The 25445-nt window shown below is 68.2% G+C and carries 25 protein-coding genes; 6 read left to right on the plus strand and 19 right to left on the minus strand.

Annotated features, from left to right (window positions below; genetic code table 11):
- The first annotated feature begins 203 nt into the window (after nt 1-203).
- Nucleotides 204-1007 (plus strand): alpha/beta fold hydrolase, encoded by an 804-nt coding sequence (locus J2X20_RS20050; RefSeq protein ID WP_310268442.1) that lies wholly within the window; start codon nt 204-206, stop codon nt 1005-1007.
- Between the two features lie 11 nt (nt 1008-1018).
- On the opposite strand, the gene J2X20_RS20055 is transcribed toward J2X20_RS20050, so the two are convergent.
- The 4 genes from J2X20_RS20055 to J2X20_RS20070 all read right to left on the minus strand — a co-directional run bounded on the left by J2X20_RS20055 (nt 1019) and on the right by J2X20_RS20070 (nt 5484).
- On the minus strand, nt 1019-2254 hold the full coding sequence (locus J2X20_RS20055; protein WP_310268445.1) for a hypothetical protein: 1236 nt from the start codon (nt 2252-2254) through the stop codon (nt 1019-1021).
- Between the two features lie 10 nt (nt 2255-2264).
- On the minus strand, nt 2265-3410 hold the full coding sequence (locus J2X20_RS20060) for a hypothetical protein (protein WP_310268448.1): 1146 nt from the start codon (nt 3408-3410) through the stop codon (nt 2265-2267).
- 143 nt (nt 3411-3553) lie between these two features.
- Nucleotides 3554-4378, minus strand: a complete 825-nt coding sequence (locus J2X20_RS20065; protein ID WP_310268451.1) for a LytR/AlgR family response regulator transcription factor — start codon at nt 4376-4378, stop codon at nt 3554-3556.
- Nucleotides 4375-5484, minus strand: a complete 1110-nt coding sequence (locus J2X20_RS20070; RefSeq protein WP_310268453.1) for a sensor histidine kinase — start codon at nt 5482-5484, stop codon at nt 4375-4377. The genes J2X20_RS20065 and J2X20_RS20070 overlap by 4 nt, the downstream gene beginning before the upstream one ends.
- Nucleotides 5485-5583: 99 nt before the next feature.
- Between J2X20_RS20070 and argH the strand changes: the two genes are divergently transcribed.
- Both argH and J2X20_RS20080 read left to right on the plus strand, forming a co-directional pair.
- A complete protein-coding gene (gene argH, locus J2X20_RS20075) occupies nt 5584-6981 on the plus strand; it encodes an argininosuccinate lyase (RefSeq protein WP_310268456.1) in 1398 nt (465 codons plus the stop codon).
- 45 nt (nt 6982-7026) lie between these two features.
- Nucleotides 7027-7500 carry a hemerythrin domain-containing protein gene (locus tag J2X20_RS20080; protein ID WP_310268458.1) on the plus strand — a complete coding sequence of 158 codons (474 nt, stop codon included), beginning with the start codon at nt 7027-7029 and terminating at the stop codon, nt 7498-7500.
- Here J2X20_RS20080 and J2X20_RS20085 read toward each other — a convergent pair whose 3' ends face one another.
- The gene (locus tag J2X20_RS20085; RefSeq protein ID WP_310268461.1) at nt 7501-9474 is read right to left on the minus strand and encodes a M3 family metallopeptidase; all 1974 of its coding nucleotides are present in this window, start codon (nt 9472-9474) and stop codon (nt 7501-7503) included. It abuts the gene before it with no gap.
- Between the two features lie 65 nt (nt 9475-9539).
- A complete protein-coding gene (locus tag J2X20_RS20090) occupies nt 9540-11432 on the minus strand; it encodes a propionate--CoA ligase (protein WP_310268464.1) in 1893 nt (630 codons plus the stop codon).
- 237 nt (nt 11433-11669) lie between these two features.
- Between J2X20_RS20090 and J2X20_RS29505 the strand changes: the two genes are divergently transcribed.
- Nucleotides 11670-12398 carry a C40 family peptidase gene (locus J2X20_RS29505; RefSeq protein WP_409034179.1) on the plus strand — a complete coding sequence of 243 codons (729 nt, stop codon included), beginning with the start codon at nt 11670-11672 and terminating at the stop codon, nt 12396-12398.
- A gap of 1 nt (nt 12399) precedes the next feature.
- Here the strand turns inward: J2X20_RS29505 and J2X20_RS20100 are convergent, their stop codons facing one another.
- The 13 genes from J2X20_RS20100 to J2X20_RS20160 all read right to left on the minus strand — a co-directional run bounded on the left by J2X20_RS20100 (nt 12400) and on the right by J2X20_RS20160 (nt 23686).
- Entirely contained in the window at nt 12400-12729 is a 330-nt protein-coding gene (locus tag J2X20_RS20100; RefSeq protein ID WP_310268467.1) for an MmcQ/YjbR family DNA-binding protein, read from the minus strand.
- Nucleotides 12726-14783: a phenylacetic acid degradation bifunctional protein PaaZ gene (gene paaZ, locus J2X20_RS20105; protein ID WP_310268469.1), complete on the minus strand. Its 2058-nt coding sequence runs from the start codon at nt 14781-14783 to the stop codon at nt 12726-12728. The genes J2X20_RS20100 and paaZ overlap by 4 nt, the downstream gene beginning before the upstream one ends.
- Complete coding sequence (locus tag J2X20_RS20110) at nt 14765-15910, minus strand: ABC transporter substrate-binding protein (protein ID WP_310268473.1); 1146 nt, start codon at nt 15908-15910, stop codon at nt 14765-14767. Before J2X20_RS20110 ends, paaZ begins: the two co-directional genes overlap by 19 nt.
- Nucleotides 15911-15927: 17 nt before the next feature.
- Nucleotides 15928-16545 carry a TetR/AcrR family transcriptional regulator gene (locus tag J2X20_RS20115; RefSeq protein WP_310268475.1) on the minus strand — a complete coding sequence of 206 codons (618 nt, stop codon included), beginning with the start codon at nt 16543-16545 and terminating at the stop codon, nt 15928-15930.
- Nucleotides 16545-17603 carry a 1,2-phenylacetyl-CoA epoxidase subunit PaaE gene (paaE, locus tag J2X20_RS20120; RefSeq protein WP_310268478.1) on the minus strand — a complete coding sequence of 353 codons (1059 nt, stop codon included), beginning with the start codon at nt 17601-17603 and terminating at the stop codon, nt 16545-16547. Before paaE ends, J2X20_RS20115 begins: the two co-directional genes overlap by 1 nt.
- A 1-nt stretch (nt 17604) precedes the next feature.
- Nucleotides 17605-18072: a 1,2-phenylacetyl-CoA epoxidase subunit PaaD gene (gene paaD, locus J2X20_RS20125; RefSeq protein WP_310268480.1), complete on the minus strand. Its 468-nt coding sequence runs from the start codon at nt 18070-18072 to the stop codon at nt 17605-17607.
- On the minus strand, nt 18072-18836 hold the full coding sequence (gene paaC / locus J2X20_RS20130) for a 1,2-phenylacetyl-CoA epoxidase subunit PaaC (protein WP_310268484.1): 765 nt from the start codon (nt 18834-18836) through the stop codon (nt 18072-18074). Before paaC ends, paaD begins: the two co-directional genes overlap by 1 nt.
- Nucleotides 18836-19129, minus strand: a complete 294-nt coding sequence (paaB, locus tag J2X20_RS20135) for a 1,2-phenylacetyl-CoA epoxidase subunit PaaB (protein WP_310268486.1) — start codon at nt 19127-19129, stop codon at nt 18836-18838. The genes paaC and paaB overlap by 1 nt, the downstream gene beginning before the upstream one ends.
- Complete coding sequence (gene paaA / locus J2X20_RS20140) at nt 19129-20133, minus strand: 1,2-phenylacetyl-CoA epoxidase subunit PaaA (protein WP_310268489.1); 1005 nt, start codon at nt 20131-20133, stop codon at nt 19129-19131. Before paaA ends, paaB begins: the two co-directional genes overlap by 1 nt.
- Nucleotides 20134-20143: 10 nt before the next feature.
- A complete protein-coding gene (paaK, locus tag J2X20_RS20145; RefSeq protein ID WP_310268491.1) occupies nt 20144-21442 on the minus strand; it encodes a phenylacetate--CoA ligase PaaK in 1299 nt (432 codons plus the stop codon).
- Nucleotides 21439-21867 (minus strand): hydroxyphenylacetyl-CoA thioesterase PaaI, encoded by a 429-nt coding sequence (gene paaI, locus J2X20_RS20150; protein WP_310268494.1) that lies wholly within the window; start codon nt 21865-21867, stop codon nt 21439-21441. Before paaI ends, paaK begins: the two co-directional genes overlap by 4 nt.
- Entirely contained in the window at nt 21867-22670 is an 804-nt protein-coding gene (locus tag J2X20_RS20155) for an enoyl-CoA hydratase-related protein (protein ID WP_310268497.1), read from the minus strand. Before J2X20_RS20155 ends, paaI begins: the two co-directional genes overlap by 1 nt.
- A 74-nt stretch (nt 22671-22744) precedes the next feature.
- Nucleotides 22745-23686, minus strand: coding sequence for a carbohydrate kinase family protein (locus J2X20_RS20160; protein WP_310268500.1), 942 nt, complete (start codon nt 23684-23686; stop codon nt 22745-22747).
- A gap of 71 nt (nt 23687-23757) precedes the next feature.
- On the opposite strand from J2X20_RS20160, the gene moaA reads away from it, so the two are divergent.
- Nucleotides 23758-24882, plus strand: coding sequence for a GTP 3',8-cyclase MoaA (gene moaA, locus J2X20_RS20165; RefSeq protein WP_310268502.1), 1125 nt, complete (start codon nt 23758-23760; stop codon nt 24880-24882).
- A complete protein-coding gene (mobA, locus tag J2X20_RS20170; RefSeq protein WP_310268504.1) occupies nt 24875-25429 on the plus strand; it encodes a molybdenum cofactor guanylyltransferase MobA in 555 nt (184 codons plus the stop codon). The genes moaA and mobA overlap by 8 nt, the downstream gene beginning before the upstream one ends.
- Nucleotides 25430-25445 lie beyond the last annotated feature (16 nt).

Below are 25445 nucleotides of genomic sequence, written 5' to 3' on the forward strand. Positions count from 1 at the left end.
CCCACCGGTAGTCCGTCACCTACAGGCGCCACCCCTTCAGGCAGGTGGGTTCAGTGAATCTTCCCCGCACACCTCGCGACGCCGGCGCCACATTGCAGCCCTGCGTCGCAGCGGCCTGAAACGATTGAAACAAACACCGCGCCCGCCGCAGTCCGCTTGAAACACTGGCCCCCGAGGATGGCCGCCACACCCAGGAGCCCGCCATGCCCGACACCCATGCCACCCCCGTCGTCTGCCTGCATTCCAGCGCCGCCAGCGGCAAGCAATGGCGGCGCCTCGTCGCCGACGGCGCGAATTGCGGCCAGGCCTGGCAATGGCACACCCCCGACCTCTACGGCCACGGCGGCCGGCCCGACTGGCCGGAGCTGATGCCGAGCCAGCTGTCCGTCGAGGCCAACGGCGTGCTCGCCGGCCTGCCCTTCCCGGCCAGCCAAGGCTTTCATCTGGTGGGCCACAGCTATGGCGGCGCCGTCGCCCTGCAGATCGCCCTGCAGCAGCCGCAGCGCGTGCTGTCGCTGACGTTGTACGAACCCGTCGCCTTCGGCGTGCTGCCGGCCCTGGGCCCGAACGAGCCGGAGTGGGAGGAGATCACCGAGGTCGCCGCCACGCTGAGCGCGGCGCTGGATCGCGGCAACGACTTTGGCGCGGCGCGCGGCTTCTGCGCCTACTGGCAGGGCCGCGATGTCTGGCCCGACATGGACTTCGCCCAGCACATGCGCCTGGCCGAGGCCATGCCGACGGTGCGCCGCCACTTCGAGGCCCTGTTCGCCGCGCAATGGAGCGACAGCCTGCTGGACCTGCTCAGCATGCCGGTGCAGCTGATCTGCGGCACCGCCACCCGCGCCAGCGCACGGCGCGTGGCCCAGAGCCTGTCGGTGCGGCTGCCGCTGGTGAAGCTGAAGATGCTGGAAGGCGCGGGGCATATGGCGCCGATTGGCGACGTGGCGCGGGTCAATGCACTGATCCTGGAGATCCTCTCGGCGATGCAGAGGGTGCCGGTGGCTTGACCGTCACGAGATCAGCGTGGCTTCGGTGCGGCCTGCGCCTTCAGGCGATTGCGCAGATAGCCAACCTCGCCCTGCTGTGAAATCGCCAGCAGCTGCCGGCCACTGCGGCTGAAGTTGGCGCAGGTGGGTTCGGTCATCCAGGCCATGCTTTCCTCGCCCATGAGCTTGTTGAGCGCTTCGCTCTCGGCTTTCGCCATGGCCTGAGGGCTGTGCGCAAAGCCGAGCCGCTCTTCCAGCGCATGCAGGGTCCGGGCTTCCAGGATGTCTCGCGTCCTCTGCGGCATCAACCTCACCACCTGCTCGCACAACTGGCGCCGGTTGGCGTCTTTCAGGGCGTCCACCTGACAAGCGCGGCCGACCATGGAAAACGAAGCATCAAGCTTCGACATCTGGTCTTCGGCAGCGGCCGTCGACAGCACGAAGGACTCCCCCGGTCCGGGCTCGCCATCGATGATCTCGGCCAAGGTGGCGCTCAACAATCTCCCCCCTGAGGGCGCCGCCGGGCGCTGCGCAAGCTGGTACAGCGCCTGGGAAGTGCCGGCCTCATCGCGACGCCCCAGGCTGTCATTGAGCCGCATCAGCCAAGGCACGGCACTGCCCGGTTCCAGGGACTCCAGGCGCTCCACGCTGAGTGCCGAACAGGCGGTGGGAAGAGCCCCCGGCTCGCGCAAACCGGACATCTTGATGCCCGACGCTGCCGGCGACGCCAGCCAAGCCAACTGGGCCGCATAGCCCTCGCGATAGCTGGCGTCCCGGCGGCAGGCCTGCAAGGCCAGACGGTAGGCCGCCGCATCGTCCGTCGCAGCGACCAGCCCGGCCGCCGCCTGGACATCCTGGTTCAACAGGGCCGCCGCCACACGCTGGCGCGTCGGCCCGGCCTCGAGACGCTTGATCAGGCTGGCCCGCTCGGCCGCCACCCGGCTGTCGATGGCCTGCATCCACGTCGGCGGCGTCTGTTCGTCCAGGCGCTCCAGCTCTGCCCGGCTCACGCGGCCGTGGCCGCAAACTTCGACGAACCCCGTCGCCGTTTCAGCGCTGGGCAGGCGCGAGACGCCCGAACTGACGGCCTCAGGTGCAAAGAGCAGCCGGGGCGCTGCCGCGACGGGAGCGGCCGCGGCAGCGCTCGTGGCCGTCAGCGCCTGTGGTGGCTTGGAAGGCCCGCTGTTGGCAGCGCCGTCCCGCAATACAACCCATGCCACCGATGCAGCCAACAGCGCGCCCAGCAACGCAATGCCGGTCTTCGTCACGACATCCACCTCATCGATCGGCCCCGGCAGCCTTCAAGGCCATCCGCAATTCGCCCTGGCGAGCGCGCTGCGTGACCCAATCGGCCGTGCGTCGCAGGCTGGCGCAGTCAAAGCCCAGAATCTGGCTGGACTGCTCGATCATCCGGTTCATGCCGCGGTCCAGCTGCTCGCGCGTGTAGGGGCGCTGCTCGGCGGGCAGCCCCACGCGGTCGGCGATGCCGAGGGTCAGCATGGCATCCAGGTAGCTATCCGCATGCTCGAACTGCCAGCGCGCCAGGCGCTCGCAGCGGTGGCGGCGCGAGGCGTCCTTGATGCCCTCCGCGCTGCAGTAGCGCGAAGCGGCCACAAAGGCCTCGTCGGTGGATTGCGCCGCATCCACCCCAATGATCTCGATCACGGCCAGGCCCAGCCCGGCTTCATCCATGACGCCTTCCCGTGCGTTGATCGCCAGCGTGAGCAGGGGACTGCTCGGACTGCGCCTGCGACGCAGCAGCACCTGATCCAGTGCCTGGGCGGCTGCCGCATCATCGCGCCTCCACAGGGCCTTGGCAGCCAGACTCATCCAGGGTCTCGCGTCTTCGGGATCGAGTTGTGCCCATCCCCGGATGCTCAAGCCTGCGCAATTCGGTGCCGCCTGGTCACCGCCGGCTCCGCCACCACATTTCGCCAGGGCCAGGCGATAGGCCGTGGCATCGCGCGAGCGGGCCGCAATCAGAGCCGCCCCTTGTGTGTCGCCCATTAGCAGCCGCGCTGCAGTCTGCTCCGCGTCCGAACCCACCGCCAAGCGTGCGGCGAGTGCGCTGAGTGCGGTGTCCTTGCGAAGCGTCAGGGGTCCCATCCAGGGCGGGTTGACACCTTCGCTCGCAAACGCGTTCTCCATCTCTGCCCGGCTGGCGCGACCGACGCCGCAGACCTCGAACGAGGTCTGCGGCGCCTGCCCGCCTGCGTCAGACGTGGCGCCTGCCGGGCCATCGGCGCCCGATGCCGCAACACGACCCAGACCCAGCCCTCCCCACAAGGCCGTGGCCAGCGAGCCAGGCTCAGCCTTGCCCGGGGCCGGACGGGCAGCATCGCGCCAGGGCTGCCAGCTGAGCAGGGCACCAGCCAGGACCGACAACAGCCAACCCAACCAGCGCCAGCGGCGTTTGAACGTCATGAGGCCGCAGCATAGGCAAGCCGGCGCCCCCGGCATGGTGAATACGACCACAGCAAACAGATCGCCCCGAAGACGCCGCGGCGCTGCGGACTCGCCATGCCCGCGCGCGCCCTGCTAACGCGCTGACCGCGCGCCCAGCAGCGTCACCTCGCCTGCCCCGCCAGCGCCTCCCGTACCGCTGCTACCTGGCGCCGCGACACGGCCAGCCATTCGTCGACATGGACGATGCGCACGGCCCAGCTGTCGGACGCCTCGGCGGACTCGGCGCCGTCCAGCTCGCCGAAGGAGGTCGGCGTGTGGCGCTCCAGTTCGCGCACGGCCCAGCGCGCCACCAGCGCATTGCGGTGCACGCGCAGGAAGCGCTCGCTGAAGCGCTGCTCCAGTTCGGACAAGGCCCCGTCCATCACATGGCTTTCGCTGGCGGTGCGCAGTGTCAGGTATTTGAGTTCGGCCTTGAAATACAGCACCTCGGCGATGGGGATGCGCAGCAGGCGGCCGCGGTCGGTCAGCGTGACGAAGTCGGCCGTGTCGGGCGCGGCGGGTACATCCGTCGGCTGCTGCGCCTGGACGGCGGCCCGCTCGGACAGGCGCTGGGCGGCACGGGCCAGGGCGGCCTGCAGGCGCTCGCGGCGCACGGGCTTGGTCAGATAGTCGAGCGCATCGAGCTCGAAGGCGCGCAGGGCATGCATGGCATGGGCCGTCACGAAGATGATCAGCGGTGCCGGCACGCCGGGCGGGCGCTGGGCCAGGCCGTCGGCGAACTGCAGGCCGTCGGCGCCGGGCATCTGCACGTCCAGCAGCACGATGTCGCAGCCATGGTCGCGCAGCCAGGTGGCGGCCTGCGAGCCCGTGGCCGCCTCGGCGACGACTTCGCAGCGCGGTTCCTGGATGGCGTCGACCAGGCCGCGCAGGCGCAGCCGCGCCAGGGGCTCATCGTCGACGAGGAGGACGCGCAGGGCTGTGGTCATAACGGCACCAGGATACGCAAGGAAAAGCGCTGCTCGGTGGATTCGATGTCGAAGCGGGCCGCGACATCGTGCATCAGCTTCAGGCGCTGGCGCACATTGCGCAGAGCCAGCCCATGGCCCTGGGTGCGGGCCGGTGCGCCAACGCTGTTGACGATGCTGATCTCGACCTCGGCACCTCGGCGGTGGGTGCGGACCTCCAGCTCGCCGCCTTCGTCATTGGGCTCGACGCCATGGCGCACGGCGTTCTCCACCAGCGGCTGCAGCAGCAGGGGCGGCACCTTGGCATTGTTGGTCTCGGGGTCCAGGTGCCAGACGATGCGCAGCCGCTTGCCGAAGCGGATCTGCTCGATGGCGAGATAGCGCCGCGCCAGCTCCACCTCCTCGGCCAGCGTGACCGAGGCGCTGGCGTCGGCCAGGGCGACACGGAAAAGTTCGGCCAGGTCCTCCAGCACGCTTTCGGCGCGGGCCGGGTCCACCTGCACCAGGGCGATGGCGCTGTTCAGTGTGTTGAACAAGAAATGCGGCCGGATGCGCGACTGCAGCTCGACGAGCTGGGCCAGGGCGTCGGCCGGGCGCTGGGTGTGCTCGCGCAGCTTGAGCCAGGCCAGCAGCAAGGCCGCGCCGCTGGCCCCGCAGGCGGCGATGCTGGCGATGCGCCAGGCGCCGGCCGGCTCCTCGCTGGTCAGCGCCAGCAGGCCAAAGCCCATCAGGGCGCCGACGGCGCCGAGCAGCATCAAGCCGCCCCACTGCACCGGCTCGGGCAGGCGCGGCCACAGCCGCTTGGCCGCGCAGACGACGAGCAGCCAGGACAGTACGGCGAACATGGTCACCACCGTGCCGTTGGCCGTCAGCGTCAGCCACTGCGTGGCATCCCGGGCGACGACGGCCGTTCCCAGGGCCAGCAGCAACTGCACCCCGAGCACGGCGCGCAACACCAGGCCGACGTGGCAGACGTCGAAGGCGCGGGTCGGATCCAGCAGCGGTGCCCGGTTCAGTTCAGGCAATTCGGGCAGTTCGGTGGCCGCGAAGCCCAACCATTGGCTGAGCTGCATGGACTCGTGCCAGACGCTGTGGTGCGCGGGCGCGCGGCGCTTGAAGAAGGGCATGAGGTTGGCTCGAGAAGGCTTGGATTTGTTGGCGTTCGATAATCCCGGGCTGCGCGTGCATTTTGCGCGCTGAATTACGCCGCCAGCCTCATCCCAGTCATGTCAGACAACCAACTCGCCAACAAATCCCAAGCCTGGTCCGCCCTGTTCTCCGAGCCGATGAGCGATCTGGTCAAGCGCTACACGGCCAGCGTGGGCTTCGACAAGCGCCTGTGGAAGGCCGACATCACCGGCAGCCTGGCCCATGCCGAGATGCTGGCGGCCCAGGGCATCCTGAGCACTGAGGACCACGCCGCCATCCAGCGCGGCCTGAACGAGATCGCCGCCGAGATCGAGGCCGGCCAGTTCGACTGGAAGCTGGACCTGGAGGACGTGCACCTCAACATCGAGGCCCGCCTGACCGAGCGCGTCGGCATCGCCGGCAAGCGCCTGCACACCGGTCGCAGCCGCAACGACCAGGTCGCCACCGACGTGCGCCTGTGGCTGCGCGGCGAGATCGACGAGATCGGCGGCCTGCTGAAGGCCCTGCAGAGCGTCATGGTCGAGAAGGCCGCCGAACATGCCGACGTCATCCTGCCGGGCTTCACCCATCTGCAGGTGGCCCAGCCGGTCAGCTTCGGCCACCATCTGCTGGCCTATGTGGAGATGTTTGCCCGCGACACCGAGCGCATGGCCGACGCCCGCAAGCGCGTCAACCGCCTGCCGCTGGGCGCCGCGGCCCTGGCCGGCACCAGCTACCCGCTGGACCGCGAACGCGTCGCCAAGACCCTGGGCATGGAGGGCGTCTGCCAGAACAGCCTGGACGCCGTCAGCGACCGTGACTTCGCCATCGAGTTCTCGGCGGCGGCGTCCCTGGTCATGCTGCACATCTCGCGCCTGTCCGAGGAACTGATCCTGTGGATGAGCCAGAACTTCGGCTTCATCGCCCTGCCCGATGCCTTCTGCACGGGATCAAGCATCATGCCGCAGAAGAAAAACCCCGACGTGCCCGAGCTGGCGCGCGGCAAGACGGGCCGGGTCGTCGGCCATCTGGTCGGCCTGGTCACGCTGATGAAGGGCCAGCCCCTGGCCTACAACAAGGACAACCAGGAGGACAAGGAGCCCCTGTTCGACACCGTCGACACCCTGAAGGACACGCTGCGCATCTTTGCCGACATGCTGGCCGGCCTGACCCCCAAGCCGGAGGCCATGCGCGCCGCGGCCCTGAAGGGTCACGCGACGGCGACCGACCTGGCCGACTATCTCGTCAAGAAGGGCGTGGCTTTCCGCGATGCCCATGAGATCGTGGCCCATGCCGTGAAGACGGCGACGGCCAAGGGCGTGGACCTGGCCGCGCTGACGCTGGACGAACTGAAGGCCTTCGACGCCCGCATCGAGGCCGATGTGTTCGAGGTGCTGTCGCTGGAAGGCTCGCTGAATGCCCGCAATGTGCTGGGCGGCACGGCGCCGGCCCAGGTGCGAGTGCAAGTGGCGCGCCATCGCGCGCGCCTGGCTTGAGCTGGCTCAAGTCCTTCCCCAGACCCGCCGCCTAGCATCCGACGAATGACCACCCTTGCCTGGACCGACAAGCTGGTGCTGAACCAGCCGACGCTGGATCACACCCATCAGGAGTTCGTCGAGCTGCTGAATGCCTATGGCGAAGCGCTGGACGCCGGTATCGACGCCCTGCCCGCCTACCAAGCGCTGCTGGCCCACACCGAGGCCCATTTCGCGATGGAAGAGGACTGGATGGCGCGCTGCGGCTTCGAGGCGCAGAACTGCCACGCCAGCCAGCACGCCATGGTGCTGAACGTGATGCGCGAGGCGCTGCGCTACGCCAACGAGCTGAACGACCGCGAGCCGCTGAACATCCTGCGCACCGAGCTGGCGGGCTGGTTCCCCCAGCATGCCGAGATGATGGACGCGGCCCTGGTCTTCACGATGGAGCAGCGCGGCTTCGACCCGGTGACGGGTGAATGCCGCGAGCCGGCAACCGTGGGCGATTCCCACAGCTGCGGCTCGGGCAGCTGCGCCTGATTACTTCTTCAGATAGTCGAAGAAGGCCTGCGAGTTGCTCTCGCGGCCGAGGAAGTCCTTGACCAGCTCGGGCGCGGGCTTTTGCGCGCCCTGGCCCAGCACCTGGTCGCGGTAGCGCTGGCCGACGTCGGCACTCAGCTTGTCGGCCGCGAAGGCCGTGCGCAGGTCCATGGCAACCACCAGGCTCCACAGATAGCCGTAATAGCCGGCGCCATAGCTGCCGGCGATGTGGGCGAAGCCGGCCGGGAACAGGGTGCCCTGCACATGGCCCAGCGGCGTGGCGCCTTCCATCCTGGCCCACAGCGCCATGGGTTCGGGTTTGGCGCTCTGGTGCAGGGTGATGTCGTAGCTGGCGTAGAGGTGCTGGCGGCCGAACTGGCCGCCCTTGCCGTAATGCTTGGCGGCCGTGGCCTGGTCCACCATCGCGTCGGGCACCGGCTTGCACGTCGGGCAGACCTCCTGCATCAGCTTGAGCACCTTCTTGTCGTAGACCCAGTCTTCCAGCATCTGCGACGGCGCCTCGACGAAGTCGTGCATGACGCTGGTGCCGGCCGTGGCCGCATAGCGTGTCTTGGACAGATCCACATGCACCGCATGGCCCAGCTCGTGCAGCAGGGTCTCCACTTCATCCAGCGTCAGGCCGTTGCGGTCGAAATTGACGACCAGGGCCGCCACCGGCGTGCGGCCCATGCGCGTGGCGCTGCCGCGCAGCGGCCAGACGGCGGCATGGTTGTACTTGCCGTCGCGCGGGTAGAGGTCCACATACAGCTGCGAGATGGGCATGCCGCTGGCCGCGTCACTGACGACATAGGTCTGGGCTTCGTCGTGCCAGAGCTTGTTGTCGATCCGGGTGTACTTCACGCCCATCATCTTCTCGATGACGTGCAGCGCGAACTCCAGGCTGGCCTGGGGCGGGAAATAGGGGCGGAAGGCGTTCTGGTCGACGCTGTACTTGTCGCGCTTGACGCGCTCGCTGTAGAAGGTGGCGTCCCAGCGCTCGACCTTGGTCTGGTCCAGCGGCGTGCCGACATGCTGGGCCTTGGCAGCGCGCAGCTCCTGCAGTTCGGTCTTCTCGCGCTCGTTGACGGCACCCGTCACCGAGTCGAGGAAGCGTGTCGCCGTCGCGCCGTTCTTGGCCATCTGGCGGCGCAGGTTGAAGTCGACGTAGTTGTCGAAGCCGAACAGCTTGGCGTACTCGCCGCGCAGCGTGACGATCTGGGCCAGCAGGTCGAGGTTGGCCTGGCCGCCCTCGTTGGTCTTGGCCAGCCACATGCGCTGGCGTGCCTCGCCGCTCTCGGCCAGGCGCATGACGGGCACATAGCTGGGGTAGTCGACGCCGAGCAGGATGCGGCCCTGCTCGTCGCGCTTGGCCTTTTCCCATACGCTGGCGGGCACGCCCTTGAGCTCGGCCTCGGTGAAGGCGACGCGGGTGCCGGCGTCGCGGATGTTCTTGTTGAACTGCTGGTCGAGCTCGGTCAGCTTGTCCAGGATCTGCTTGGCGCGCTCCCGCTTGGCCTTGGGCAGAGCCACGCCGCTGTCCTCGAACTGGCCCGAGGCCAGGCGCACCAGTTCGGCGTCGATGCCGTCCTTCCTGGGTGCCTTCTGCAGGGCACGGTAGACCTTCTCGTTCTGGCCGAAGCTGGAGCCGAAATCGGCCCAGCGCAGCGAGCAGGCCTGAGCGGCATCGCGCACGGCCTTGTCGGGATGGACGTTGAGGACAAAGTCGTTGGGGCCCTGGTTGTCTTCCAGGTAGACGGTCAGGTCGTCATAGGCGGCCAGCCAGCCGGCGTCGACCTTGCGCTTCTCCAGCGCGGCGACGCGCTGCTGGGCGCCCTTGAGGCCGGCGTCGCAGCGGCTCTGCACATCGGCCACGGAGCCGAAGGCGGGGAAATTGGGGGCGGGCAGCTTGGGTTGTGCCTGGGCGGCGAAGGCGGTCAGCGCCAGCGCGCCCAGGGTGGTCAGGACGGGTTTCATCGCGTCTCCTTGTGGGAAGGGCGCGATTCTCTTTGCCCGCACGGCCTCAGCCGTTCGGCACTCCCCTATTTCTGGAGCAGGGTTTTTACCTGCGTGAGCGCGGTTGGGTCATCGAGGGTGGTGAGATCCCCTGGATCCCGCCCTTCCGCCACCGCCTGCAAGGCACGGCGCAGCAGCTTGCCCGAGCGGGTCTTGGGCAACAGCGTCACGAAGTGCACGCGCGCCGGCCGCGCCACCGCGCCCAACTGGCTGTCGACATGCTTCATGACCTCGCCTTCCAGGGCCAGCGAGGCCTGGCCCGGGTCGCGCAGCACGGCAAAGGCGATGGCGACCTGGCCCTTGAGGGCATCCGCCACGCCGACGACGGCCACCTCGGCGACGGCCTTGTGCCCCGAGATGCATTCCTCGATCTCGCGCGTGCCCAGGCGGTGGCCGGCCACGTTGATGACGTCGTCGGTGCGGCCGAGGATGAAGGTGTAGCCGTCGGCGTCGCGCATGGCCCAGTCGAAAGTCGAATAGACCTGCCGCCCGGGCACGCTGCCCCAATAGGTGTTGATGAAGCGCGCGTCGTCGCCCCAGACCGTCTGCAAGGCGCCCGGCGGCAGCGGATGCTCGATGACGAGCACGCCCTTCTGGTCTGGCCCGTCCAGCGTCGCGCCAGTGGCCTCGTCCAGCAGCTTCACGTCATAGCCATACATGGGCACGCCAGGCGAGCCCAGGCGCGTCGCGACGGCTTCGACGCCGGGGATGTGATGGGCCACCGTCAGCAGCGGCCAGCCGGTCTCGGTCTGCCAGTAGTTGTCGATGATGGGCACGCCGAGGCCCTCGGCGATCCAACTCGCCGTAGGTTCGTCCAGCGGCTCGCCGGCAAGGAAGAGCGCCCGCAGGGACGACAGGTCGTGGCGCTTCAGCAAGGCTGCGTCGTGCTTCTTCAGCACCCGCACGGCCGTCGGCGCGCTGAACATCACCGTCACCTGGTATTTCTCCACCAGGCTCCACAGCACGGCGGCGTCCGGGTTGACCGGCGTGCCTTCGTACATCAGCGTCGCCATGCCGGCAATCAGCGGCCCGTAGACGATGTAGCTGTGGCCGACGACCCAGCCGATGTCGCTGGTGGAGAAATAGGTCTCGCCGGCCTTGCCGCCAAAGATCCAGTCCATGCTGGTCGCCAGCGCCACCGCATAGCCGCCCACATCGCGCTGCACGCCCTTGGGCCGGCCCGTCGTGCCGCTGGTGTAGAGGGTGTAGCTCGGCGTGTTGGACTCCAGCCAGGCGCAGGGCACACGTGCGCCGTCGTGCCGACGGCGCAGTTCGGCGTAATCCAGGTCGCGGCCGGCCACGCGCTCGAAGGGCACGAGGCCGCGGTCCACCATCAGCACGGCGGCCGGCTTGTGCGAGGACAGCGTGATGGCCTCGTCCAGCAGCGGCTTGTAGGGAATGCGCTTGCCGGCGCGGCTGCCGGCATCGGCGCTGACGATGAGCTTGGGCGTCGCGTCCTCGATGCGGCTGGCCAGGCTCACCGAGGCGAAACCACCGAAGACGACGGAGTGGATGGCACCGATGCGCGCGCAGGCCAGCATCGCAAACGCCGCCTCCGGAATCATGGGCATATAGATCAGCACGCGGTCGCCCTGACCCACGCCTTGGGCCACCAGCATCGCGGCCATCGCCTCGACCTCGGCCTGCAGCGCGGCAAAGCTGTAGACCTTTTCCTGCCCGACTTCCGTCGACACCCAGATCAGCGCGCGGTCGCCGGGCCGCGTGGCCGCATGACGGTCCACCGCGTTGTGGCAGAGATTGGTCGTGCCGCCGACAAACCAGCGCGCGAACGGCGGCTGGCTGGCATCGCAGATCTGCTGAGGCGGCGTCTGCCAGTCAATGCGCTTGGCCTGCTCGGCCCAGAAGGCGTCGCGCTCGGTCAGCGAGCGCCTGTGGAATTCGGCGTAGGACTTGGTCATGCGGCGAGTGTGAATCCCGGGCACTGACGGCAGTCTGACCTTTCGCAACAACTTGGCGTGATGAATTTCAGGGTTTTTACTGGGTTCGCCGTCAGCCAAGCCGGGGTTTGCCCTGAAAATCGCGCGCTTTACGTCCGCTTCGATTGACGGTGCCAGGGTGCCCCCCTAACCTCCGCGCCGCTGTCCCGTCTCCGCTATCGCGACCGCTTGCGGTCCGCCCCGGTTTCTCTCTCGCGAATGCCCCTGGTTCTCTCCACCGCTCTGCTGAATCGCATTGCTGCCGCTGGCCTGCTGGTCATCGGTTGCGCTGCCGCGCAGGCGCAAGGCGTGGCCCAGGCCGCGACGGTGACGCCGCCGCCGGGCACGATGACAGGCGCCTACGGCCAAAGCCTGCAGCAGCAACAAGCCGCAGCGGACAAGGCCACCCCACAAACCACGGCGGCAGCCAAGCCCGCGGCGGCGCAGGATGCCGTCAGCCGCTTCCTCAGCGAGCGTGGCCTGCTTGCCAGCGCCGAATCCGGCGGGTCATCTCGCCTGCTGGCCAGCGTGCGCGACACGGCCTCCGACCTCGTGCTGTCGGCCATGAACTTCCTGGGCGTGCGCTACACGCGCGGCGGCAATTCGATCGAGAACGGCTTCGACTGCAGCGGCTTCACCCGCCACATCTTCGAGATGAGCGTGGGCCTGGTCCTGCCCCGCCGCGCCGACGAGCAGGCCAAGGACAATAGCCTGCTGCCTATCGGCCAGAGCGAACTCAAGCCCGGCGACCTGGTGTTCTTCAACACCATGAAGCGCACCTTCAGCCATGTCGGCATCTATGTCGGCGAAGGCAAATTCATCCATGCCCCCCGCACCGGCAGCGCCGTGCGCGTGGAGGACATGCGCGACTCCTACTGGGCCAAGCGCTTCACCGGCGCGCGCCGCGCGGACCTGAAGGCCGCCGCCGAAGCCCCGGCCGCGCGTTAATTCACGCGGCGCCCTGCCCGCCGTTCTCGCGCCAGGACTGCGCGAGCAGCTCCCTGACCCAGGCCGGCTTGGCCTTGGCCAGCGGCAGCTTCACGCCGCAGCGTTTGGCGCCCCAGAACAGCGGCTCGACGACACCGGCCTCGCGCGCAATCCAGGCATCCCGCGCCGCCTCGTCCTTGATGAAGACGCGCAACTCGGCACCGTCGGGCGTCATCGTCGCGAAGATCCTGCCCTTGGCGCCGGGCAGGCGGAAGGACGTCAGCTCGTGATGCGGCTTCTCGACCGCGCCGGGCAGGCCCAAGGCGAGTGCTCGGGCCTGCTCTGCGTTCATCCGGCGATGCGCTTGGCCACCAGCGTCAGGATCTCGTAGCTCGCGCAGAGCTCGCCGCGCTGGTTGGTCACAGCCACGTCCCAGCCGATGACGCCCTGGGCGGGCTGGTCGTCGCGCGGCGGGCGGTCGATCTTGCGCTTGGCGGTGAGCCGTGCCTGGATGGTGTCGCCAATGGCGACCGGCGTGACGAAGCGCAGGTTCTCCAGGCCGTAGTTGGCCAGCACCGGGCCGGGCGCCGGGCTGACGAACAGGCCCGCCGCAGCCGACAGCACGAAATAGCCATGTGCAATGCGCTGGCCGAAAGGCGACTCTTTCGCAGCCACCTCGTCGAAGTGCATATAAAAATAGTCGCCCGACAGGCCGCCGAAGGCGACGATGTCGGCCTCGCCCACCGTGCGGCGGTGCGTCAGCAGGCTCATGCCCACTTCGACGTCCTCGAAGTAGCGGCGGAAGGGGTGGACCTCGCTCTCGGTGACGGCACCGCCGCGCTGGTACTCGCCGGTGACGGCCGAGATCATCGTCGGCGAGCCCTGCACCGCGCAGCGCTGCAGATAATGCTTGACGGCGCGCAGGCCGCCCAGCTCCTCGCCACCGCCGGCGCGGCCGGGGCCGCCATGCTTGAGCTTGGGCAGCGGCGAGCCGTGGCCGGTGTTCTCCAGCGCGGCTTCGCGGTCCAGCACCAGCATGCGGCCATGCCAGGCGGCAAAGGTCGGCACGGCCTGCGCGGCCAAGGCCGGCGTCTTGGTGCAGACGGTGCCGACCAGGCTGCCGCGGCCCAGGGTCGCCAGATGCAGGGCCTCGTCGAAATCGCCATAAGGCAGCAGCGTCGTCACCGGGCCGAAGGCTTCGAGGTGGTGGGCATCGCTGGCGGCCGAGTCGCGCGCCAGCAGCAGCGTCGGTGCGAAGAAGGAACCTTCACTGACGTTGTCGCCCTTGGGTGCAAAACCGTCACGCGCGCTCAGCAGCAGCTCGCAGTTCTGGGCCAGCTGGGCGACGCGCTCGGTGACGTCGGCCTGCTGGGCCTTGCTGGCCAGGGCGCCCATGCGCACGCCTTCGATAGCGGGGTCTCCCACCACGGTCTTGGACAGGCGCGCCTTCAGAGCCGAAGCAACCGCATCGACGAGCTTGGCGGGCACGAGGGTGCGGCGGATGGCCGTGCACTTCTGGCCGGCCTTGGCCGTCATCTCGCGGGCGACCTCCTTGATGAAGAGGTCGAATTCCGGGTCATCCGGCGTCACGTCCGGCGCCAGGATGGCGCAGTTCAGGCTGTCGGCCTCGGCGTTGAAGGGGATGCTCTTCTTCAGCAGGTTGGGGTGGGCCTTCAGCATCAGCGCGGTGTCGGCGCTGCCGGTGAAGGTCACGACATCGGACTCGTCCAGGCGCTCGAACAGATCGCCCGTGCCGCCGATGATGAGCTGCAGGGCCCCTAGCGGCACCAGGCCCGAATTAACGATCAAGCGCACGCAGGCCTCGGCTACATAGCTGGTCGCCGTGGCGGGCTTGACCAGGCAGGGCATGCCGGCCAGGAAGCTGGGCGCGAACTTCTCCAGCATGCCCCACATCGGGAAGTTGAAGGCGTTGATGTGCAGGGCCACACCACGCTTCGGGACCATCACATGGCTGCCGATGAAGTGGTTGTTGGCGCCCAGGCGCATCGGCGGGCCTTCATGCAGCACATTGCTGCTGGGCAGGTCCTTCCCGCCGATGGAGGCATAGGCGAACAAGGTGCCGATGCCGCCCTCGATGTCGATCCACGAGTCGCTGCGCGTCGCGCCGGTGTGGGCGCTGATTGCGTACAGCTCTTCCTTGCGCTCCATCAGATAGGCGGCCAGGGCCTTCAGCACGCGGGCGCGGTCCTGGAAGTGCGAGCGCAGCAGGTTCGGCAAGGCCGTGCCGCGCGCATAGGCCATGGCCTCGGCGAAGTCCAGGCCCTCCTCGTGGGTGTGGGCGACGACGCGGCCGTTGATGGCGCTCGCCAGCGGCTTGGCCGCGCGTTCGCCGACCCAGCGGCCGGCGATATAGCTCTGCAGCGTGCTCACTTGATCAGCACCCATTGGCCGTCCTTGATCTGGACCATGACGCGGGCGCGCTGGTCCAGGCCCAGGTGGTCACCCGCGGACATGTTGAACACACCATGCGCGCCGGCCACGTTCTTCACGTTCTCCAGCGCGTCGCGCAAGGCCGCGCGGAAGGCGGGCGTGCCCGGCTGGGCCTTCTTCAGGGCCTCGGGGGCGGCGGCAGCCAGCAGCAGGCCGGCATCCCAGGCATGGCCGCCAAAGGTGGAGACGCTGCCCTTGCCGTGGGCGCCCTCGTACTTGGCGATGTAGTCCTGGGCGCTCTTCTTCACCGGGTGGTCGGCCGGCAGTTGGGCGGCCACCAGCACCGGGCCAGCGGGCAGCAGCGTGCCCTCCACGTCCTTGCCGCCGACGCGCAGGAAGTCATTGTTGGCGATGCCATGGGTCTGGTAGATCTTGCCGGCATAGCCACGCTCCTTCAGTGCCTTTTGCGGCAGGGCCGCGGGCGTGCCCGAGCCGGCGATGAGGATGGCGTCGGGCTTGGCGGCGACGAGCTTGAGCACCTGGCCGGTGACGGAGGTGTCCGTGCGGTTGTAGCGCTCGCTGGCAACGATATTGAGCTTCTTGGTCGCGGCGATCTTGTTGAACTCGCCCCACCAGCCTTCACCATAGGCATCGGCAAAGCCGATGAAGCCGGCCGTCTTGATGCCGTTGTCGACCATATGCGTCACGATGGCCAGGGCCATCATGATGTCGTTCTGCGGTGTCTTGAAGACCCACTTCTTCTTGGCGTCGACGGGCTCGACGATGCGGGCCGAAGCAGCCATGGAGATCATCGGCGTGCCGGCTTCGGAGACGGCGTCGATCATGGCCAGGGAGTTGGGCGAAGTCGTGGAGCCGATGACGATGTCGACCTTGTTGTCGGTGATGAGCTTGCGCGCATTGGCGACGGCCGTCGTCGTGTCGGAGGCATCGTCCAGCACGATGTAGTTGACCTTCTGGCCGCCGAGGGTGGTGGGCATCAGCGCGACGGTGTTCTTCTCCGGAATACCCAGCGAGGCGGCCGGGCCGGTGGCCGACAGCGTGACGCCGACATTGATATCGGCCTGGGCCGACAGGCTCAGCATGGCGGCAAAAGCCAGGGCGAGATGCTTGAATTGCTTCATGGGGTCGTCTCCTCGGTTTATTGAATGAGGGCGGGCTGGCGCAGTTGCACTGCGCCCAGACCGCCGAAGAACAGATCGCTGACCAGGGCCGCGAGCGCCTCGTGCGACAGATCGCCGTCGGGCCGCAGCCAGGTGAAGGTCCAGTTGATCATGCCAAAAAGCAGCATGGTCAGCGGCTTGTGCAGCCTGGCCTCGCGCAATTCCGGCCGCACCTGGCAGATGGCGGCCGCGAATTCACTGACCACGCGGCGCTCCACGTCCAGCAGGCGCTCGCGCTCGGCATCGGCCAGGAACTTGATCTCGCTGGTCAGCACGCGGTGCTGGGCCTGGGCATCGGCATAGGAGCGCGTGAAGCGCTCGATCAGGGCGCGCAGCTGGGCGTCGGGTGCCAGTTGCTGGGCCTTGACCTCTTCCACCAGGGCCGACAGGGCATGCACATGGCTGTCGCAGATCTGGGCCAGCAGCTCCTGCTTGTCCTGGAAGTAGTGGTACAGCGTCGGCTTGGCCACGCCGCAGGCCTCGGCGACCTGGTTCATGGAGGTGGCGCTGAAGCCCTGCTCGGAAAACAGATGGGCGGCCGCGGCGAGGATGTCCTCGCGCTGGGCTTCAAAGCCAGGGGCGCGTTTGCGGGCCATCAGCGTTCGTCGAAACTTATCACGACGCGTTCCGTCAGGGGGTGCGCCTGGCAGCTGAGGATGAAGCCGGCGGCGACCTCGGCCTTGTCCAGCGCGAAGTTCTTGTCCATCCGCACCTCGCCCTCGATGAGCTTGCAGCGACAGGTGGAGCAGACGCCGCTCTTGCAGGAGAAAGGCACATCCATGCCCTCGCGCGCCGCGGCATCCAGCAGGCTGGGGTCGCTGGAATGGAACTCTATTTCTCGAGACAGGCCATCGCGGATGACGGTCACGCGGGCCTCGGGCGCATCGCCCGGCTTGACCTCGTGCGGCACCGGCTTGCCTGACAGCGTCTCCGGCGTGCCGAAGCGCTCGATATGGATGCGTTCGGCCGGGATGCCCGAGCCCAGCAGCGCGGCTTCGGCCTGGTCGTTCATCTCGAAGGGCCCGCAGATGAACACTTGATCGATGCTGGCCGCCGGCACCGGGCCGGACAGGAAGGCGCTGAGCTTGCCGGCATCGAGCCGCCCGCCATACAGCGGCGCGTCGACGACTTCGCGGCTGAAGATCAGGTGCAGGGACAACCGCGTCATGAAGCGGTTCTTCAGGTCTTCGAGTTCTTCCTTGAACATCGTCGACGCAGTGCGGCGGTTGGAATAGATCAGCGTCGCGCGGGCATTCGGCTCGCGCTCCAGTAGCGCTGTCAGCAGGGCGATGATGGGTGTGATGCCCGAGCCCCCGGCGATGAAGAGCACATGGCGGCCTTCGCTCGATGCGGGCAGCACAAAGCGACCCTGGGGCGGATAGGACTCGATGACGTCGCCGGCCTTGAGCTGATCATGCACCCAGCTCGAGAAGGCCCCGCCGTCGACGCGGCGGATGCCGACCTGCAGGCGGCGGTCGGAGCAGATGGAATAGCTGCGGCGCAGCTCCTGGCCGCCGACGCTGGCGCGCAGGGTCAGGTACTGGCCGGGCTCGAAGCCGAAGCCCTCGGGCGGCGCTTCGAAGCCGACGACCATGGCGTCGTCGGTGTCGCGCTCGACGGAGGTCACGCGCAGGGGGTGGAAGTGCAAGGCCATCTCAGATGGGTTTGAAGTATTCGAAGGGTTCCAGGCACTCGATGCAGCGCCAGGTGGACTTGCAGGCCGTGGAGCCGAAGCGGGACAGCTGCTGGGTGCTGCTGCTGTCGCAGCGCGGGCAGCGCAGGCGCGGCACGATGCGGATGGCCTGCTCGGCGCTGCACTGCGGCGGCACGATGCCGTACTGCTGCAGCTTCTCGCGGCCCTCTGGCGTGATCCAGTCGGTGCTCCAGGCCGGAGCGCGCTGCATGGTGACGGTCACGTCGCCAAACTCGGCCAGCGCCGCGCGCACGTCGTCGGCGATCAGCTCGGTGGCCGGGCAGCCGCTGTAGGTCGGCGTCAGCACGACCTCGACGCCCGAAGCCGTCTCGCGCAGATCGCGCACGATGCCCAGCTCCACCAGGCTGACCGCCGGAATCTCGGGGTCGGGCACGGCGGCGAGCTTGGCGCGGGCGGCGGAGAGGTTCATCACCAGGTTCCGCCCGGATAGCTGCGCTGCAGGAACTGCATCGTGGCCAGCATGTGGCCCATGTGCTCGCTGTGGATGCCGTCGATGCCGCGCGGCTGCATGGCGCTTTCACGTGGCAGGGTCAGCGTCGCTTCCTGCATCAGCGTGGCCCAGCGGGCGCGCCACTCGTCCTCCAGCTCGTCCCAGGCGGGGCCGACGCCATCGACGCCATCGGCGGCGAACAGCTCGTTGAAATAAGGCCACAGCACGTTGAGCGCCGCCTGCATGCGGGCCCTGGACTCATCCGTGCCGTCGCCCAGGCGCACCACCCAGTCACTGGAATGCTGGCGGTGGTAGCGCACTTCCTTCAGCGACTTGGCGGCAATGCCGGCCAGTTCGTTGTCGAGGCTGGTCTGCAGGCGATCAAACAGCAGCTCCAGCCAGATTGCCATCGCCGCATTGCGCAGCGTCGTCAGCGCGAAGTCACGCCCGCCCCCGCCGTCGCTGGGGCTGGCCGCCGCATTGGGCAGCTCGACGAGGATGATGTTGCGGTAGTCACGCTCCTCGCGCAGGAAGGCCAGTTGGTCTTCATCGCGGCCCGCGCCTTCCAGCTGGCCAGCATGGGTCAGCAGCGCACGCGCCTGGCCCAGCAGGTCCAGGGCAATATTGGCCAGGGCCAGGTCTTCCTCCAGCACCGGTGCATGGCCGGCCCACTCGGACAGGCGCTGGCTGTGGATGAGGCAGGTGTCCGCGAGGCGCAGGACGTAGGTGGTCTTGGCGTCCATCACATGTGGTTGAGCTCGTCGGGGAGCTCATAGAAGGTGGGATGGCGATAGACCTTGTCGTCGGCCGGGTCGAACAGGCTGCCCTTCTCGGCCGGGTCGCTGGCGACGATCTGCTCAGAGCGTACGACCCAGATGCTGGTGCCTTCCTGGCGGCGGGTGTAGACGTCGCGCGCCATCTGGATGGCCATGGCCGAGTCGGGCGCATGCAGGCTGCCGCAGTGCTTGTGGTCCAGGCCCGCCTTGTTGCGGACGAAGACTTCCCACAGCGGCCATTCGTTTTTCGGATTGCTCATTACGCTGCCTCTTGTTTCACGGCTTGCTTGCGGGCGTGGGCCAGGGCGGCGTCACGCACCCAGGCGCCGTCGTCCCAGGCCTTGTTGCGGGCGGCCAGGCGCTCGCGGTTGCAGGGGCCTTCGCCGCCGACGACGCGCCAGAACTCGGCCCAGTCGATGTCGCCGAAGTCATAGGAATCGCGCTCGGCGTTCCACTTCAGCGCCGGGTCGGGCACCGTCACGCCGAGGATGTCGGCCTGGGGGATGGTCGCGTCGACGAACTTCTGGCGCAGCTGGTCGTTGGTGACGCGCTTGATGCCCCAGCGCATGCTCTGCTCGGAGTTGGGCGAATCCTTGTCCGCCGGGCCGAACATCATCAGCGACGGCCACCACCAGCGGTCCACGGCGTCTTGCACCATGGCCTTTTGTTGATCGGTACCCTTCTGCATCATGGTCAGCAGGCTCTCGTAGCCCTGGCGCTGATGGAAGCTCTCCTCGCGGCAGACGCGGATCATGGCCCGTGCATAGGGCGCATAGGAGCAGCGGCACAGCGGCACCTGGTTCATGATGGCCGCGCCATCCACCAGCCAGCCGATGACGCCGATGTCGGCCCAGGTCAGCGTGGGGTAGTTGAAGATGGAGCTGTACTTGGCCTTGCCCGACAGCAGCGCCTCGGTCATCTCGTCGCGGCTGGTGCCCAGGGTCTCGGCGGCGGCATAGAGGTAGAGGCCATGGCCGCCCTCGTCCTGCACCTTGGCCAAGAGAATGGCCTTTCTTTTCAGCGTCGGCGCACGCGTGATCCAGTTGCCTTCGGGCAGCATGCCGACGATCTCGCTGTGGGCATGCTGGCTGATCTGGCGCACCAGCGTCTTGCGGTAGTGCTCGGGCATCCAGTCCTTGGCCTCGATGAAGTCACCGGCATCGATACGGGCTTCAAACGCTTCCTCGCGGGCCAGCTCCTCGGCGCTTTTGACGACCTTGGGCTTGGCTTCCCGCGCCATCAGATCCATGGCTTGGGTGTACATGGCGGGCTCCTTACTTCTTGCGTTGGTCGACGACGCGGCGGGCTTTGCCGACCAACGTGCGTTCGATGGAATTGTTGGGCTCGACCTGGATGGTGGCCGTGACGCCGATCAGGTTCTTGATGCGCTCCGCGAGCCTACGCCCAATGCCGTCGTCGGTGGCGCCCAGGGCCAGCTCGCAGCGGATCAACAGCTCGTCCAGATGGCCATCACGGGTGACAACGAGCTGGTATTGCCCCCCCAGGGCCTTCTCCTGCAGCACCAGCTCCTCGACCTGGGTCGGGAAGAGGTTGACGCCGCGGATGATGAGCATGTCGTCGCTGCGGCCGACGATCTTGCCCATGCGACGCATGCTGCGCGAAGTGGGCGGCAGCAGGCGGGTCAGGTCGCGGGTGCGGTAGCGGATGACGGGCATCGCTTCCTTGGACAGCGACGTGAAGACCAGCTCGCCCTCGCTGCCGTCGGGCAGCACCTCACCGGTGTCCGGGTCGATGATCTCGGGATAGAAATGGTCCTCCCAGATGACGGGGCCGTCCTTGCTTTCGATGCATTCGCTGGCGACGCCCGGGCCCATCACCTCAGACAGGCCGTAGATGTCGACCGCATCGATGCCGGCGCTGGCCTCGATGTCGCGGCGCATGGCCTCGGTCCAGGGCTCGGCACCGAAGATGCCGACCTTCAGCGACGACTCGCGCGCATCCAGCCCCTGGCGGGTGAATTCCTCCACCAGCACCTGCATATAGCTGGGCGTCACCATGATGATGTCGGGCTTGAAGTCGGTGATCAGCTGCACCTGCTTCTCGGTCTGGCCGCCGCTCATCGGGATGACGGTGCAGCCCAGGCGCTCGGCACCGTAGTGGGCACCCAGGCCGCCGGTGAACAGGCCATAGCCATAGGCCACATGCACCAGGTCCCCGGCGCGGCCGCCGGCGGCGCGGATGGAACGCGCAACCAGGTTGGCCCAGTTGTCGATGTCCTTCAGCGTGTAGCCGACCACCGTCGGCTTGCCCGTCGTGCCCGACGAGGCATGGATGCGGGCCAGCTTCTGGCGCGGCACGGCAAACAGGCCGAAGGGGTAGTTGGCACGCAGGTCGTGCTTGGTCGTGAAGGGGAACCTGGCGAGATCCGCCAAGGTCTTCAGGTCGGACGGATGCATGCCGGCCTTGTCGAAACTGGCCTTGTAGTGCGCCACGTTGTCGTAGGCGTGCTGCAGGCTCCAGCGCAGGCGCTCGAGCTGCAGGGCTTGCAGCTCGTCGCGGCTGGCGGTCTCGATGGCTTCCAGGTCGCCGGGACGAGGGGCTTTGACGGTCATGCTTCGAAAACCTTTCGTTCGGCCAGCCGGTAGGAGCGGCCACGGAACATCGCGATCAGGTCGCCGTTCTGGTTCTTGACGGTGATGTCGTACAGGCCCGTGCGGCCGGCCAGCGATGTTTCTTCGGCGGTGGCCGTCAACACATCGCCGAGCTTGGCCGACTTCAGGATGTCGATGCCAAAGCCCGAGGCCACCGTCAGCGCATTGCGGCTGTTGCAGGCGAAGGCAAAGGCCGAATCCGCCAGCGTCGCGATCAGACCGCCATGGCAGATGGCAAAGCCGTTCAGCATGTCGGCGCGAACCGTCATCGTCGCGACGGCGCGACCCGGGGAGATCTCGACGATCTGCATGCCCAACATCCTGCTCGCCGCGTCATCGGCGAGCATGACGTCGCGAACCTTCTCTGCAATGGCCTGCGGCTCCATCAACGGTCCCTGAATTCAGGCTTGCGCTTGTCCATGAAGGCCGCCACGCCCTCTTGGTAGTCGTAGGCAAAGCCGGCCTGGCTTTGCAGCGCCGCCTCACGCTTGAGGGCCGATTCAAAATCCAGCTTCAAGGCTTCGTCCAGCGCGCGGCGCGTCTCAGCCAGGGCCCGGGTGGGCATGCCGGCCAGCTTCTGGGCGATGGCCATGGCCTGATCCTGCAGTTCGGCATCGGGGACGACGCGTGAGATCAGGCCGATGCGTTCGGCGTCCACGGCCTTGAGCTTGTCACCCAGGAGCGCCATTTCCAGTGCCTTGGCGCGGCCCACGAGGCGAGGCAGCAACCAGGTGCCGCCGCAATCCGGGATCAGGCCGATTTTGGAGAAGGCCTGCAGGAAGCTGGCGCTCTCGCCGGCCAGCACCAGGTCGCAGCCGAAGGCCATGTTGGCGCCCGCGCCGGCCGCTACGCCGTTGACGGCGGCCACCACCGGCACCGGCATGCTGCGCAGGCGCAGAGCCACCGGGATGTAGTAGTGGTCCAGCATGTGGCCGATGTCCTTGGGCGCTGCACCGGCCTCGCGGCTGGGCGCCACATGCGGGTCGGCCAGGTCCTGGCCGGCGCTGAAGGCGCGGCCGGCGCCGGTGATCAGCACGCAGCGCGTCGCGCCATCCATGGCCGCAGCTTCCAGCGCCTGGCGGAGCTGGCCCAGCATGGCGGCCGTGAAGGCGTTCAGCGCCTCGGGGCGGTTCAGGCGCAGCAGGCGCACGCCGCCCTGCTGTTCGATCTGGATCAATTGCTCGGACATGGAATTCCTCTACCGACCGGTCGGTTAATCGTAGAAGGCCACTTGATCGAGATCAAGTGAGGCGCGGGAAAACCCTAGTCCTTGAGGATTTCGACGCCATCCACCAAGGCCGCCACATGACCCGGCCGCGGCGGCGCGAAGCCCGGCGCCGTGCAGGCAGCCGCCCCCGCCGCCAGGGCCCAGCGCAGATGGTGCTCGGCCGGTGCGCCGGCATCCCGCATCAGGCTGTCCAGCAGGCCGGCCATGGCCGAGTCGCCGGCGCCAATGGTGTCGACCACGTCCACCCGCGGCGGCCGGCCGGTTGCCTCCTCCACGCCGTGGTACAGCGTCGCGCCGGCCTCGCCGCGAGTCATTAGCAGCCAGGCGCCGGGATTCCAGGCGGCGATCTGGGCCAGGCCGGACCGGTGGTCGGGCAGGCGGAACAGGCCGCGCAGGTCCTCGTCGGAGACCTTGATGACGTCGGCCAGCCGGCACATCTGCTCCAGCGTGTCGTCGTAGCTGGAGTCCATGGGCGGCGCGCGGAAATTGGGGTCGTAGCTGATGAGACGACCCTCGCTCTTGAGCGCCTGGGCCAGGGCCAGCAGCCGCCCGGCCAGGGGTTCGCGCACCAGGCCCAGGCTGCCGAAATGGGCCCAGCGCAGGCCGCGCGTCCAGCCCATGGGCAGGCCCTCGGGGCGGAAATGCAGGTCGGCGCTGTCCTGGCCGATGAAAAAGTAGCGCGGCGGGTCGACCTCGTGCACGACAGCCAGCAGCGGCGGCCGCGGCAACTGCTGGATGAAGCGCATGTCCAGGTTGGCTTCCTGGCTGCACTGCCAGATCTCGGCACCGAAAGGATCCTGGCTGATGGCGCCGGCAAAGGCGCTCAGCTGGCCCAGGGCCGACATGGCGACCGCCACATTCCAGGGCGAGCCGCCGCAGGCGCTGCGCCAGCGGTCGGGTCCGGTGCGGATCAGATCGGTCAGCGCCTCGCCAAAGGAGACGAACTGCGGCAGGTCGGGGTGGAGGATCTCGGACATTGCCAGCGATTCAAGCGCGGGCGCTGGCCCGCCGCAAGTCCCGGGCTTTCTGTCGCTGACACAATTGCCCCATGTCGGCCCGCGTGATTCCCCTGCACGACGCCCGCCCCGCGCGGGTGGCATTGCCGCCCCCTGCCCCGGGGTCGGTTTCGCCCGCCCTGCCTCTGGCGGACACGTTAGGCCGGCCGCTGCGCGACCTGCGCATCTCGGTGACGGACCGCTGCAATTTCCGCTGCGGCTATTGCATGCCCAAGCAGGTCTTCGACAAACACCACGAATTCCTGCCCCACGCCGATCTCCTCAGTTTTGAGGAGATCACGCGGCTGGCCCGGGTCTTCGTCGGCCTGGGCGTCGAAAAACTGCGCATCACCGGCGGCGAGCCGACGCTGCGCCGCGGCCTGGAAACCCTCATCGGCATGCTGGCCGAACTGCGCACGCCCGACGGCCGCGAGCTGGACCTGACGCTGACCACCAACGGGTCGACGCTGGCCAAGAAGGCCGCCACCCTGAAGGCCGCCGGCCTCAAGCGCCTGACGGTCAGTCTGGACGGGCTGGACGATGCCGTCTTCCAGCGCATGAACGACGTTGGCTTCCCGGTGGCGGACGTGCTGGACGGCATCCGCGCCGCCCAGACCGCGGGCCTGGGGCCGATCAAGGTCAATATGGTGGTGCAGCGCGGCGTCAACGACGACCAGATCCTGCCCATGGCCCGCCATTTCCGCGAGAACCATGGCGGTGGCGTGGTGCTGCGCTTCATCGAATACATGGACGTCGGCGCCACCAATGGCTGGCGCATGGACCAGGTGCTGCCCAGCAGCGAGGTGCAGCGCCGCATCGCCGCCGAATTCCCGTTGACGCCGCTGTCGCACAGCGCCCCCGGCGAGACGGCCGAGCGCTGGGCCTATGCCGACGGCCGCGGCGAGGTCGGCTTCATCTCCTCGGTCACCCAGGCCTTCTGCGGCGACTGCAACCGCGCCCGGCTGTCGACCGAGGGGCGGCTTTACACCTGTTTGTTTGCTCATCGCGGCCATGACCTGCGCGGCCTGCTGCGAGGCGTGGAACCGGTGGACGACGGCCAACTGGCCAGCGCCATCGCCAGCGTCTGGGGCGGCCGCGAGGATCGCTATTCCCAGCTGCGCGGCACGGCGGGCGCCGCGGCGGAACCACGCGTCGAAATGCATTACATCGGTGGCTGAGGTTCACGCCCTGGTTCTGGCCGGCGGCCGCGGCAGCCGCATGGGGGGTGTGGACAAGGGCCTGCAGTTGCTGGACGGCCGGCCGCTCGTCACCCATGTCATCGAGCGCCTGGGGCCCCAGGCCGACATGCTGCGCATCAGCGCCAACCGCAACCTCGACATCTATGCCGCCCTCGGCCGCGAGGTGCTGACCGACCCGCCCGGCCTGGAGTTCGCCGGCCCACTGGCCGGCATGCTGGCCGGCCTCGAAGCCCTCCCCGACGACGCCTGGCTGCTGACGGCGCCCTGCGACTGCCCGCGCCTGCCGCTGGACCTCGCCCAGCGCCTGCTCGCTGTCGCGCAAGCCCATGGCCTGGCCTTTGCCCAGGCAGCACGCGAGCACCCCACCCATGCCCTGCTGCATGCCCGCCTGCGCCAACCGTTGAGGGCCCATCTCGCGACCGCCGGTCGGGCCGTGCTCGGCTGGATGCGCAGCCGGCCGCATGGCGTCGCACACTTCGACGACGAAGCCGCCTTTGCCAACCTGAACCACCTCACCGACCTGTGATCCAGGCCCATATCCG

The organism is Roseateles saccharophilus (genome assembly GCF_031458095.1).
Lineage (GTDB): Bacteria > Pseudomonadota > Gammaproteobacteria > Burkholderiales > Burkholderiaceae_C > Pelomonas > Pelomonas saccharophila_A.